The 13,626-nt window shown below is 43.3% G+C and carries 12 protein-coding genes; 3 read left to right on the top strand and 9 right to left on the bottom strand.

The features are described from left to right. Positions 1-38 precede the first annotated feature (38 nt). The 3 genes from BR06_RS0108900 to BR06_RS0108890 are packed head-to-tail and all read right to left on the bottom strand — an operon-like array spanning position 39 to position 1,964. Positions 39-407 carry a PilZ domain-containing protein gene (locus BR06_RS0108900; protein WP_031482122.1) on the bottom strand — a complete coding sequence of 123 codons (369 nt, stop codon included), beginning with the start codon at positions 405-407 and terminating at the stop codon, positions 39-41. Between the two features lie 54 nt (positions 408-461). Next, positions 462-1,208: an OmpA/MotB family protein gene (locus BR06_RS0108895; protein WP_031482121.1), complete on the bottom strand. Its 747-nt coding sequence runs from the start codon at positions 1,206-1,208 to the stop codon at positions 462-464. A 3-nt stretch (positions 1,209-1,211) separates the two neighbouring features. Then, positions 1,212-1,964, bottom strand: coding sequence for a motility protein A (locus BR06_RS0108890; protein WP_031482120.1), 753 nt, complete (start codon positions 1,962-1,964; stop codon positions 1,212-1,214). Between the two features lie 102 nt (positions 1,965-2,066). Here BR06_RS0108890 and BR06_RS0108885 point away from each other — a divergent pair, with 102 nt between their 5' ends. Together BR06_RS0108885 and BR06_RS0108880 are read left to right on the top strand one after the other, a co-directional pair. After that, positions 2,067-2,894, top strand: a complete 828-nt coding sequence (locus tag BR06_RS0108885; protein ID WP_031482119.1) for a purine-nucleoside phosphorylase — start codon at positions 2,067-2,069, stop codon at positions 2,892-2,894. A gap of 179 nt (positions 2,895-3,073) precedes the next feature. Further along, a complete protein-coding gene (locus BR06_RS0108880; RefSeq protein ID WP_031482118.1) occupies positions 3,074-3,751 on the top strand; it encodes a hypothetical protein in 678 nt (225 codons plus the stop codon). 88 nt (positions 3,752-3,839) lie between these two features. Here BR06_RS0108880 and amt read toward each other — a convergent pair whose 3' ends face one another. The 6 genes from amt to BR06_RS0108850 all read right to left on the bottom strand — a co-directional run bounded on the left by amt (position 3,840) and on the right by BR06_RS0108850 (position 12,796). Further along, on the bottom strand, positions 3,840-7,220 hold the full coding sequence (gene amt, locus BR06_RS0108875) for an ammonium transporter (RefSeq protein ID WP_031482117.1): 3,381 nt from the start codon (positions 7,218-7,220) through the stop codon (positions 3,840-3,842). 476 nt (positions 7,221-7,696) lie between these two features. After that, complete coding sequence (locus tag BR06_RS0108870; RefSeq protein WP_034602946.1) at positions 7,697-8,515, bottom strand: ATP-binding protein; 819 nt, start codon at positions 8,513-8,515, stop codon at positions 7,697-7,699. A 113-nt stretch (positions 8,516-8,628) separates the two neighbouring features. Beyond that, positions 8,629-10,236, bottom strand: a complete 1,608-nt coding sequence (hcp, locus tag BR06_RS0108865) for a hydroxylamine reductase (RefSeq protein ID WP_031482115.1) — start codon at positions 10,234-10,236, stop codon at positions 8,629-8,631. Positions 10,237-10,340: 104 nt separating this feature from the next. Next, positions 10,341-10,532, bottom strand: coding sequence for a ferredoxin (locus BR06_RS0108860; protein WP_031482114.1), 192 nt, complete (start codon positions 10,530-10,532; stop codon positions 10,341-10,343). 149 nt (positions 10,533-10,681) lie between these two features. Next, positions 10,682-11,986 (bottom strand): 4Fe-4S binding protein, encoded by a 1,305-nt coding sequence (locus tag BR06_RS0108855; RefSeq protein WP_031482113.1) that lies wholly within the window; start codon positions 11,984-11,986, stop codon positions 10,682-10,684. Between the two features lie 186 nt (positions 11,987-12,172). After that, the gene (locus BR06_RS0108850) at positions 12,173-12,796 is read right to left on the bottom strand and encodes a 4Fe-4S dicluster domain-containing protein (RefSeq protein WP_031482112.1); all 624 of its coding nucleotides are present in this window, start codon (positions 12,794-12,796) and stop codon (positions 12,173-12,175) included. A 121-nt stretch (positions 12,797-12,917) separates the two neighbouring features. On the opposite strand from BR06_RS0108850, the gene BR06_RS0108845 reads away from it, so the two are divergent. Further along, positions 12,918-13,598, top strand: coding sequence for a Crp/Fnr family transcriptional regulator (locus BR06_RS0108845; protein ID WP_031482111.1), 681 nt, complete (start codon positions 12,918-12,920; stop codon positions 13,596-13,598). The last annotated feature ends 28 nt before the right edge of the window (positions 13,599-13,626 follow it).

Raw genomic sequence — 13,626 nt, 5'->3', positions numbered from 1 at the left:
TGAAATACCGCCTGATAATAATTTTACACCTGATTAAATCAGGATGCGCCTTTCTTCTTACGCAGTAATATCATGCGCTTTTGAATCTCAAGAACCAACTTATCAAGACGTTCTTCTTGATATTTATCAAGATCAACAAAAACACATCCCATAAGCCCTTTTCCGATATTCCTGACAACCCCAAGAGTTATCCCGACAAGAATCTCTTTCTTCCCCAGAACAAGGTCTACCTCAAGGTTTGTATTAACCTCAAAATCAACATCTCCAGCGGAAAAAGCCAATCCGTTAACACTGAAATCTTTAACACTAAAAGGCTCAGGATACCCCTCAACCTTAATAGCAAGCCCCGGAACACTGGTCCGGAAAGCCCCCCTAGCCTTATTAGAACTCTCGTAAGAAAAATCCATCTTACTACCACCCTATATTCAACCAGTTACGCAGTTAACTCAATTGCCAGACCATTAAGGTCCGGTCATCATTTTGTCCAAAATAAATTCAACCCGCCTGTTACGCTGACGGTTACGCACAGAATTGTTCGGTACAAGAGGGTCCATTTCCCCAAGACCTGTAGCCGTCAATCTATTGGGTTTAATACCTATTTTCATTAGATATCTAAGCACATTAACAGCTCGCAAAGATGAGATCTCCCAGTTATCCTTCAGCCTGCTTCCGGCTCCGGGATTGGTATCATCAGTATAGCCTTTAATATTAATGTACTGGTCAGCATGGGAAATAAAAAAGTCTTTAAGCGCAGAAATAGCCGCACGCCCCTTAGGGCTGAGAGTAACATCTCCAGGTTTGAATAAAACATCAGACGGCAGTTTAATAATAATCTTACCATCTTCAAACTTGGCACTCATAATCCCTTCGACACCCTTAGTCGTCTGAAGATACTTCACATCTTCAAAAACTTTTCGCTGCGCTTTAATAATCTCTCTGCGAGTCACAACCTGATTGAGAATGGCTCCAGCTTCTTCGCGTGAAACTCTACTCGTGGCGATCTTATCGAGCTTGCCTGTTATGGCTTTAGTGACGGACTGAAATGTTGCATCAAACTTTTTAGCATCAATTTCAGACATAGAGTAAAGCAAAATGAAAAACACAAGTAGAAGCATGCACAAGTCTGCAAACGTAGTTATCCACTCATTTGAATCATCTTCTTCTTCAATATCGTCAGGCAATAGTGATGATTTAAGCTGATCACCCATAATCTACTCTCCAGTTCTGTCTTTAGGAGCCAGAAAAGAGGACAATTTTTCATAAACAAGGCGCGGGTTATTATTTTCAAGAATAGATTTCGCACCCTCAAAAATAATTTCCAAATGCAATTGTTCCTGAAGAGTGCGGGCTTTAAGCTTGGCCCCGATGGGAATAAAAAGCACTGTAGCTAGAGCAGAGCCATAAAAAGTAGTCAAAATAGCAACGGCCATGGCAGGCCCTATGCTTTTGGGGTCTTCAAGATTGGAAAGCATCTGCACAAGACCGATAAGAGTTCCAAGCATTCCGAAAGCAGGAGCTAAACCGGCAAGACGTTTATATACGTCATGCGCAATTTTATGCCGCCTTTTCATAGCAGAAATTTCGATCTGAAGAGTAGTACGGATAAGTTCAGGGTCTGCATTATCAGCAATAAGCTGGCAAGACTTCCTCAGAACAACATTCTCAGTCTGAACATTCTCAAGAGCGATAAGCCCTTCGCGGCGGCTGATCTCTGCAACTTTAACCATGATGTTAACAACTTCATTGACCTTAACTTTTCTTGAAGCAAAGGCCTTAAAGCCGGCAACCATAGCCTGAATCACTTCCTCGAAAGGAAAAGCAACACAGATAGACGCAAGAGTTCCACCAATAACAATCATCATGCCTGGCAAGTTAACAAAAACATCAACTGCCCCGCCCATGAAAATCGCACCGATTACAAGAGAAAGCCCGACAAGCATCCCGATTAAAGTGGAAAAATCCATAGAATCCCATTCTCTTTTAAGTTAGTAATAAAAACAGTCCAGCGGGTAATTATGCCCTGCATGTACATGATAAATCAACCCTAAAACTACGAGTTTGAAACTATGACCTCCCCTGACCTAACATCTACTATTACCAGTCATATACTAGAAAAGATAGATAATTTTCAAGCGAATACCATCGGAATAATTCTTGGTTCAGGACTCGGCGAAGCCATTGCAAAATTAGATGATGCAATCGAAATACCGTATTCCGAAATACCCGGCCTGCCACAGTCCACAGTCAAAGGACACAGCGGACGCTTAATATACGGGTTTATGGACAAAAAACCTGTACTCGTTTTCAGTGGAAGATTCCATCTTTATGAAGGTTACACCGCAGCGGAAGCATGTATAACCATACGCATAATGGGAACACTTGGCATAAAAAAAGTTTTCATAACCAATGCAGCAGGAGCAATCAATCCTCATTTTGATGCTGGAGATCTCATGCTCATTACCGACCATATAAATTTCACAGGCCAATCCCCTTTAACGGGCCATAACTACGAAGAGTGGGGCCTAAGATTCCCGGACATGAGCAAAGTTTACTGTGCAGACTTAAGAGCCACAGCTATTGAAGCAGCCAAAGCCGTTGCTGTCCGTCTTGAGCGCGGTGTATATATTCAGCTATCAGGACCGAATCTTGAAACTCCGGCCGAAACCCGCATGTTCAAACTACTCGGCGGCGACGCTGTCGGCATGTCTACAGCTATCGAAGCTGTTACGGCTGTCCATATGGGTATGAAAGTGATGGGAATTGCCTGCCTGACCAATAAAAATCTACCTGACTGCATGGCTGAAACAACTCACGAAGGAGTTATTGAACAAGCTTCAAAATCTTCTGTGGCAATGTCTGCCCTTGTACGTGAAATTATTTCCCGTCTTGATTAAATATCGGCGTGATAAGTCATAAAATTGAGCAGTTTCGTCCTTTTAAAAAAAAAGTGTGAACATACTATTTTTTAATGCGCTGGCATAATGCATCTTTTGATGTATGGCATCCACGTTGCATTCAATTTAACGACAGGATTACTCACGAAATTTTATATGTCTGAAACGGAGAGCTTTTCATGCAAGGCAAAAATTGTATCATAATATCAGCACTGTTTATATTAATGATCGCTCCCGGTTGCGCAAAACAACAGGAAGCCACTATTAATTACGTAGGCAAAAGGCCCACAACAGGCGACTTTTTTAATGTGGACGAAACTCCATTGATCGAAATTAATTATAAAGCCGCAGACAAGATTTCCGGACAGTTAGAAGAAATTCTCCCCGCGGGATCACCAATTACGGTAAATGTTTTTAGGATCCGCGGAAGCGCCCTTCAAACAGACTTCGCGCAGATAACTACGGAACAAGTGGCTTCGCGCATAGCTCAAAAAGGGTTTGCAGTTGTTGCCGACAACTCAAAGTTTTCAACCCAGAGTGCGGATAAAGATGGTCCAGCGCCTATAAGATGCACCCTTGCCGGAGCATACACTGTAGGACCGGAGCTAATTTACATGACTGCAGCCATAACGACCCTTGACGATGGTGAGATTTTAGGCTCGTGGGATTGGACTGTACCGCTTAATGGTCAAACAAGATCATTGCTTCCATTTAATGATGGAGGGTCAATTCTCCCGCTTGTTAACACTTCCGGCCCTCTACCAGAATCGAGCAATGCTCGCACCAGCATTCAGCCGAGCTACGCACCACAGCAAGGCGGTATTCATCCTGGATTTGAGCAAAATATTCTTGAATAGTCCTTATAGATCACCAAACAAAAAGCCCTTCACAGATTATCTGTGAAGGGCTTTTTGTTTAAGCGGATATTTATAACCTTGAAACCGTCTACTTCTCATCTTTTTTTAAACTTAATATCAGAGAATGAACATCATCTTCACTTACTGGCTTTGAAAACAGGAATCCCTGAATTTCATCACACGACATACCTTTAAGCATTTCAAGCTGTCCACTCTCTTCCACACCTTCAGCAACAACACCCACATTAAGACTCTTTGCCATATTCACAATTGTTCTGACAATTTCAACATTATTTTCCCCGGCTTTATCCGCAGAAATGAAAGATCTATCAATCTTAAGCCCGTCAATTGGAAAACTCTGTAGATAATTCAAAGAAGAATACCCTGTTCCAAAATCATCAATAATAAGCCGCACCCCAAGAGCGCGAAGCTCTGTCAATTTTGGAATTGTTTCTTCAGGATTCTGCATCAAACAACTTTCCGTCAACTCAAGCTTTAAGTTTTTAGCAGGCAACCCCGAATCGTATAGGGTCTTTTCAACAAAACTTACAAAGTCAGACTGAGAGAGCTGCTTAAATGACAAGTTTACACTAACTGTAAGATCCGGTTCCCCGGTTTCTTTTACCCATGAAGACATACGCGAGCAGGCATTCTGTAAAACCCACTTGCCAATGGGAGCAATTAACCCTGTTTCTTCCGCAAGAGGTATTACAACATCAGGAGAAACCATTCCACGCTCTGGGCAATCCCAGCGCAGTAATGCTTCAAACCCCGTCAGCCTGCCTGTTTCTGCAACAACAATGGGCTGGTAGTGAAGAGACAAGGCTTCTTCTTCAATTGCTTTTCTCAGATCCTTTTCAAGCTCTACTTCATTCAGAACCTGCTCGTGCATTCTGTTATTAAAAACTTTAAAACGAGCGCGTCCAAGTTCTTTCGATCGGTACATAGCTATATCAGCATCGCGCATAATATCTTCTGAGTCCGTATAATCTTTGGTGGTTAAAACAATACCGATACTGGCGCTTGATGTAACAGTTGTTCCATCAAGCAACATTGGCTGCTCAAGAGCATTTTCAATACGTTTAGCCACTTCAATTATTTCGCGGGAAGACCCATAATCCTCTATAACTATGCCAAATTCATCACCACCGAGACGAGCAACAGTATCAACTTCACGAATGCAGGACTTTAATCTCTTGGCAATTGCTACGAGGAAATTATCTCCGGCAAGATGTCCAAGCGAATCATTGATCCATTTAAAACGATCCAAGTCGAGCATCATTGCCGCAAAATTGTGATCACTTTTACGTTTAGACCTTTTTATGGCCCGGTTAAGTCTTTCAGTAAAAAGAACCCGATTCGGTAGTGCGGTCAAAGCATCATGAAAAGCCTGATGTGCAAGCTGATTTTCAAATTCTTTGCGCTCTGTTATGTCGTTGTAAATATAATAAATACCGGAAATTTCGCCGTTAACTTCGATTGGATATCCAAGCACGTGAATAGGAATGAGCCGTCCATCTTTATGTTTTCGGAAGGTTTCCTTATCGACAGGACGACCGGAAAGTACCGTTTCATTAAACTGAGCTGCTTCTTGCTGTAGATGATCAGGAACAACAATACTGCGGTTAAGAAACCCTAAAACCAGCTCTCTTGATGCTCCGAAAAGATCCTCAAAACCTTTATTAACATCCTTAATCTTACCATCAGTATTTATTAAAACAATCGCCTGCGGAGAGCTCTCAAACAACTGGCGAAAATATGCCTGCTGAGTACAAATCTCCAACTCTGCAGCCTTACGATCAGTAATATCCCGAATAATGGCGACATAGAACGGCATATCTTTAGCCGGAGTAATCACAGTTTCAACAGGAAAAGTTGAACCATCAGCACTATTCCCCGAAAGCTCAAGTAGTTGTGAATTAAAAAAAGACTCTGAGACCCTGCCTCGTGAAATACTATCATCTCCACTCACAAGGTCTGTGAATTGAACTGAACTTAGTGCTTCTCCGCCAGGAAGAGCAAACATTTCAATAGCTCGGGGATTTGCATGCAAAATAGAAAAACCGTCACGCGAAAAAGTAATAATCCCATCGGTGGCAGATTTAATTACAGCCTCAGTTTTAGATACACTCTCTTCAAGCGCATCCATTACTAAATTATAGCAACGAGCAATGCGCCCGACTTCCGTAAAAGGCTCTACAGGTAGGCGTAAAGAAATATTCTGCGTATCAGCCTGAACTTCCATAGCCGCAAACAGATCAAGCAAGTCTGTTCTCGCATTGTGCTCTGAAATATTTAGACCGACCTCCTCGTCTTCTTTGGATACTCTGAGAGGAATAAAGCGGTTAATGATCTTAATCAAAATGTAAGGGATGACAAAAGCGATGACAAAAGCAGCAAATATTCCTAGCGCCTGAACTTCAAGCTGCTCCAACATGCTAAGTCCAGTTCCGATCAGTGCCGTATCCCCAAACAAGGCTACGGCTAATGTTCCCCATATTCCGCACGCCAGATGAACAGGGACAGCGCCCACCGCATCATCTATCTGAAACCGCTCAAGAGTCTTTTCCGCCCAAATGCATATCGGCCCGGCTGCGGATCCAATAATGACCGCATCAAGAGCCGAAACAACATGACAGTTCGCGGTAATAGCAACAAGGCCGCCAAGACAGCCGTTTATCATATATGAAATTTTAGGAGTGCGGCATTCAAACCAACCAACTAATAAAGAAACTACAGATCCAGCGCCACCAGCCAGAAGAGTATTAACGATAATTGTGGGAACGGTCCCATTCATGGCTAAAGTGGAACCACCGTTAAAACCGAACCAACCAAACCATAAAAGTAACGTTCCGAGTACGGACATTGGCAAGTTGGAAGCATTTACTTCCTGCGCCACCCCGTCAACGAAACGTCCGCGCCTAGGACCAACGACGAGCAAAGCCGCAAGAGCAACCCAGCCACCGACAGAGTGAACCACTGTAGACCCTGCAAAATCTACAAAACCTTTGGCTCCGAGCCAGCCAGCCAGCTTTCCAGTTTCAAGTCCATTCCATGCCCAGTTTCCAAAAACCGGATAGACAAAAACAGCAAGAATTCCAGCTATCATTAGATAGCCTGAAAAAGACATACGCTCTGCAATTGCACCGGAAAAAATAGTTGTAGCCGTACCGCAAAACATAGCCTGAAAAACAAAAAAAGCGACCATATAAGGTGTAGATTCAAGGTTTGCAAAAAAAGAATCGGTTCCAATCAGCCCTGCATATTCAGCCCCGAACATAAGGCCATACCCAACGGCCCAGAATCCACATACAGAAAAAACAAAATCAGCGAGATTTTTAGCAGCCACGTTAATTGAGTTCTTCGACCTTGTAAGCCCGGATTCAAGGCACATGAAACCAGCCTGCATGATAAAAACCAAAGCCGCACAGATGAGAATCCAAAGTATATCTATAAGAGAAGCATCCATTAACCGCATCCTTGATTATCATCCAGACGGACTGTTTTTGTTGTTTTTATGACAATATAGTTTTTATAATGAAAGATAAATCATTATAATTAGACTAATTTTACCTATACTGTAAAACATGCATTAAATTAGAAAGTATTTCTATTTTATTTAACAAAAACGATATTTAAGGTTGCACCCCACTTTAAACGCTCTAATTTGATAAGACAACTACGACATAAAACAAGAAATCCCCTCCATAGACTTACTGGGGAGGGGGTTAAGTAAAATTAACCAAATTTGTTAACTGCCAAATAATATATTTTATACCCCTTAAGCTACTCACTATGCGCTATATTAAGAAAGCAATATACCGCTATAACACAAAAACGGGCCCGAAATAATTTTCGGGCCCGTTTCATATTAAACACATGGAAGCTTATGATTGTTTTGCTTAAGTAATGTTACCTAGCAACAAATCAAGATAGTTCCGATAATTAAAGACTAACTGGCTGAGCCAAGCCACCTTTGTAAATAACTTCACCTGAGCGGGCTACAATGATCTTCTCAGTTGGGATAGTAGCACCTGAATTCTTAAGAGCCTTTGCAACAATCTTGCTCATGCTGGAGCAACAAGGAACTTCCATTTCAAGAAGGGTAATGGACTTCAGACCTGCTGTTGCAAATATAGCGGTGAGTCTTTCGATGTAAAGTTCGACGTCATCAAACTTAGGGCAACCCATGAGAACTTTGCGGCCAGGAAGAAATCTTTCGTGATATCCGGGCATAGAGACAGCAACACAATCTGCGGTGAGCAGTAAGTCCGCCCCCTTAAGGAAAGGAGCTTCCGCCGGAACAAGCCTAAGCTGAACAGGCCAGTGAGTCAGAGAAGACTCCACAGACTTGCCTTCAACATCAGCAGGTTTCTTAGCCTGCTTGGAGGGATTAAAATCCACAACCTTAGTTCCGGAACAACCACAGCCACAGCCAATCGGTTCTAGAACTTCTTTAGGCTCTCCGCCAAGTCTCAGACTTTCAGGGGATGGCATGTGCTCTGGCACTGCTCTTCCCTGCCCTTCGAGAAGTTCCCGAACAGCATTCGGATCAAAATCGACGGTCTCAACTTCCCGGACAGTAAGTGCGCCGGTAGGACACTCGCCCAGACAGGCTCCGAGACCATCACAATAAAGATCGGCAACTAGTTTAGCCTTGCCATCAATAATCTGTAGTGCGCCTTCTTCACAGCCGGGAACACATTCTCCACAACCGTTACAGAGTTCTTCGTCTATATGGATGAGCTTTCTTGTAACCTTCATAATTTATCTCCTAAACCTGAAAACCTGATAAAATTTGTTTATTTTACGGCGGAGGAAGAAGTTCCTCCTCCGCCGTTTTTTAAGTCTGTAATTAAGTCTATTCGCTATACAATCTATCCGAGGATAGCCTTGAGGTCTTCATCAGGAGTGCTGATAGGCATGATGTTGAAATTCTCAACAAGGAAGTTCAGCACGTTCGGTGTGATGAAAGCAGGAAGACTAGGTCCAATGCGGATGTCCTTGATTCCGAGGTGGAGCAAGGTCAACAGGATGGATACAGCTTTCTGCTCGTACCATGAAAGGATGAAGGACAAAGGAAGCTCGTTCACGCCGCATTCGAATGCGCCAGCAAGAGCGACTGCAATCTGGACTGCGGAGTAAGCGTCATTACACTGTCCGATATCAAGTAAGCGAGGAATTCCACCGATATCGCCGAGTTTTTTGTCGAAGAAACGGAACTTACCACAAGCGAGGGTAAGGATAATTGTATCTTCTGGAGCTTTTTCAACGAACTCAGTGTAGTAGTTACGACCAGGCTTAGCACCGTCACAACCACCGACTAAGAAGAAGTGGCGAATCGCGCCAGCTTTAACAGCGTCGATAACTTTGTCAGCTACGCCAAGAACTGCGTTTCTTGCGAATCCACAAAGAACAGTTCCGTTGTCGGTATCAGCAGGGAAACCAGGAAGTTCTTTTGCTTTAGCAATAACTTCGCTGAAGTCATTGTTAGGAACATGAGTCACACCAGGCCATCCGACAAGACCAGTGGTGTAAATGTCACCAATGTACTTTTCAGAAGGTTTCTGGATGCAGTTAGTTGTCATAAGAATTGCGCCTGGAAATTCAGCAAATTCTTTCAACTGGTTCTGCCATGCTGTTCCGTAGTGACCGTGGAAATTGCTGAACTTTTTGAGCTCAGGGTATCCGTGACAAGGAAGCATTTCACCGTGGGTGTAAACGTTGATTCCTGTGCCTTCAGTCTGCTCAAGAAGAGCGCGAAGATCTTTCAGATCGTGACCTGAAACAAGGATAGCCTTTCCAGCTTTTGCGCCGAGAGGTACTTCAGTAGGAACTGGGTGACCGTAAGTTCCGGTGTTACCAGCGTCTAGAAGTTCCATTGCTCTAAGGTTAACTTCACCACACTTCATGCAAAGGCCGACAAGCTCTTCCATTCCAAGTGGTTTGAGGGAAGCAGCTAGAGCTTCGTGCATGAATACGAATACTGCAGGATCTTCCTGACCAAGAATGGCAGCGTGATCAACGTATGCAGCTACACCTTTAAGACCATATATAAGAATCTGCTTTAGTGAACGCAGATCTGGATTTTCATCAAATGAAGTTACTGAGAAAGCTGCGCCCTGTTTGCTGAGTTCAGCAGCAGTTGCACCAATTTTAGTAGCTCCGTCACAAGAGCATCCGCCCTTGAGCTTTCCAGCGAGTTCGTCTCTTGCTGCAGCAACATTCTTAACGATAGGGATGAATCTTTCGTCGTCGAAGTTTACATTAGTAAGAGTTGAAAAAACAGCTTCGGCAGTAAGGCGATTCACAGCTGAAGGGATTTCGATGCCTTCTTCACGGGCTTGAACTGCTACAGTTCCTAGCTCTGCAAGAACACGGATCAGAAGATCCTGAATTGCTGAAGTCTCATCGGTTTTACCACATACACCTTTTACGGTACATCCTGTGCCTTTCGCTGTCTGTTCACACTGATTACAAAACATAATTTTTCTCCTTTTCAGGTAAGTTGTTTTCCTATTCGTTGATTGCAGAATAGGCAGAGACCCATCGGAAGTATTTGATCCAAGTCAAAAGCTCTAATTTTTAATTAATCTTCCCAAATGATGCAGTTCGTAGGACACAAATCCATAATCTCTTCAATCTTTTCTTCGTCAGCACCCTCGGGGTTATACACCTGAGGAATATTGGCGGGGCCCATGGTAAAAACTTCTGGAAATTCTTCAGCACAAGCTTCGCAACCAATACATGCATCAATATCAATAGCTACAGTACGACTCATAATTTTATCCTTTTTATTTTTTAAGATAAAAGGGGGCAATTTAGATTTACCCATATCACATCTACGGTTTAGATTATACTATTATCACAAATTTATTTCATCCTTACTGACAGCACTATCAGTTGGACATTATTAATAATAATTACCATTTACATTCTGGCAACACCTAAAAATAAACAATGCAAAGATATGACAATAACTAGAAAAATTTTACGGGACAAATCAGAAGACACAAATGGAAGTTTGTATCCCATGCATCCACTCGCGCAAGGAGCAACACAATCGCCGCATAAGGTACAGGAAAGCCCTGGGCGCCCAGCTTGAATATCTACTTTTCGCAAGGCTCCGTATCTGCAAACCTTACTACATTTGCCACACTGATTGCAATCAGAGGAAATTTTCATTCTCCAAGGTGAAATCTTGCCAAGTATATTGCCAGCTATTCCCATGGGGCAAAATGCGGTGCAATGAACCATCATTCCCATGCGGCGCGAAAATATAAACATGACAAACAAACTAATAGCACCAAAAACGGCGGCCCATACAAACGCGTCAAAACCGGAAACACCTATGGTTCTGAGTCCCCACGCAACCGCAATAACAAGGATTAAAAGAATCAAACGCGCCCAGATAAGCGCGTGAGGAAATTTTGCATCAGGACGCTTGCCACCGATCCGGCTACTTAGATCATCCCATGCACCGATGTAACAGAGATGACTGCACCACGCCGGGCCGACAAGCAGAATGGATACGGCAAAAAGAATCGGCATAAAGAAACCACTTCCGCGAAAAACGGGGCCTGCCGCAATAAGTGCAGGTACAGGAAGATGCAGATTACCAGTCATCAAAAATTTATCGAATCCGGAAATGCCGAGGGCTAGCTGCAAAAAGAAAGCACCAGAGAATATTGCCCAGATCAAAGGGCGGACTCTTTTGGCCCCGTCCGGCATAAACATCTTGCCACCAATCCACGAAGCGTAGGTAGCGATAAGGAATATCTCAGCCCTGCCCCAACCAGGGAAAAACCTATCTACTAATAATACGGGGAATGGAGCCTTACTGCGGGTCAGCTCAAGAAGCACGGCAGTCAGCAAAAAGATTGCTGCTTTAAACCACATTTTTTCAGAATCACGTGTGAACCTTTTTCTGCCTGCGGGAGCAAAAGAAAGAGCAGCACTAAAAAGGGTTACGGCAAAAACCGCGCCCATAATCGCGCCTAAACGCATCCAATCTGCGCCGAGACCGATACGCATATGGATGAGCTCTGCGCCCTTCATAAGCCAGATAAATGAGCCTGCGCCAAGGACCACAGTGGTAACAACTCCCGCCCAGCGTTCTTTGGTCGTTGCGAGAGCTAAACAACCGACAAAGAAAGCGGCAAGGCCAAAATCTCCGCCGCGCACACTGTGAGCGGCAAGAAGCAAATATGAAATAGTAATCAGGATAATAGCCAAAACCAGCTCCCTCTTAAATTGTAAGCTCAGCAAAGGACAAAGAAAAACATTAAGATTTTGATGCACTGCGTGCTTTTTGATGGGTGATTTCGCCTTCGGCTGGACCAGAAGGCCCGAGGCCCTCTGGACTCCCTTTTAGGGGAGGGTTTGGCCTGTAAAAGCTTTTCGCTCCCTATCTTATATGTACTAATCTTGTAGCAATTTTTCGTGACCAATCTTATCTATTGTATAACCGAATCTTTTGCCCACTTCGTAGTTTTCCATCCAAAGTTTTAGTCCTTTGGCAATCAGCTCTAGAGCTTCCGCATCTCTGTATACTCCCGGAAGTTCAGCTCCGAGTTTAGGGTGACGGCCCAAGCGTCCGCCGACAACAACTCTCCAGCCACTGGACGAGCAGGAAATGACCGATTCAGGACAAGTCTTTGTACAAAAGCCGCAAACCAAACATTTGTTGCGGTTAATGACCACTTTTCCATCAACAATTTCCATCGCATCATCAGGGCAATGTTCCACACATTCACCGCAAGTGGTACAGCCATCGTGATCAATGACAGGAACACATGCGCGAATTAATCCCATATCTGCAATGTGCGGACGTGAACATCCGTTAGGACAGGCTCCAGCATTAACATTAAAGACTTTATGCCGTGAAATATTATCACCGAACTGCTTTTTAAGGAACTCAGGCCATCCGGTAGCGATAATTGTCTCTTCAATTCTGTCAGCAAAACCGTCTTCAACGGTAAGGGCGAACCTACATTCACCGCCTTTAATTCCCCGACAAATATTTATGATTGCCGATTTCTCCATAGTCAAACCTCTCTTGCATATGATATCAGGCTGTTGAAATTGATGATTAACTAAAAAAGATCAACATAGTCTGACTTGAGTCAATAAGCTAGACCATTAATTCCTAATAAGGCTATTTGTAATGAAAAAGACACATAATCTCAGCCAAATAAACTTGTTCGCAGGGCTTTCAGAAAGCCAGTTGGATAAACTTAACAGCATCGCTGTTCCAAGAAAGCTTGTTCGCGGAGAACAAATTTTTGATATGGGTCAGGAGGCGAGTGGTTTTTACAGCGTGGAAGACGGTAAAGTTAAAATTTACCGCGAATCACTTTCCGGCAAAGAACAGATCATTCATATTTTCGGCGCAGGTGAAATTTTTGGTGAAGTACCTGTCTTCGAAGGAAGCAGTTACCCTGCAAGCGCAATATCTCTGGAAAAATCAACTTTACTCTACTTCTCACGTGAACGATTTGAACGAATTATAAAAGAAGATCCAAGTCTCGCCATGAGTATGTTAGCATTACTTTCAGGAAGACTGAGACAAATGGTAAATCAGGTTGCAGCGCTCAGCCTTGAAGAAGTTCCCGGAAGACTGGCAAGCTATTTATTATTGTTAAAGTCCACCCAGAACTCAAACATTCTGGAACTGGACCTACCAAAAGGACAAATCGCTTCATACTTAGGAACCATTCAGGAAACCCTTTCACGCATTTTCAAAAAGATGAGTAAACAAGGGCTAATTAAAGTTGATAAGAAGACTGTAGAAATAATCGATGAAGCATCTTTAGAACTGATTGCCAGCGGGGAAGAACAGCTTTAAACAATTAAAAGACCGAAATTACTGCCAG

Origin of the sequence: Maridesulfovibrio frigidus DSM 17176 (assembly GCF_000711735.1) — a bacterium.
In the GTDB taxonomy this organism is placed as follows: Bacteria; Desulfobacterota; Desulfovibrionia; order Desulfovibrionales; family Desulfovibrionaceae; genus Maridesulfovibrio; species Maridesulfovibrio frigidus.
Note: the sequence above shows the minus strand (reverse complement) of the source record. Positions and strands in the feature narration are given on the sequence as shown.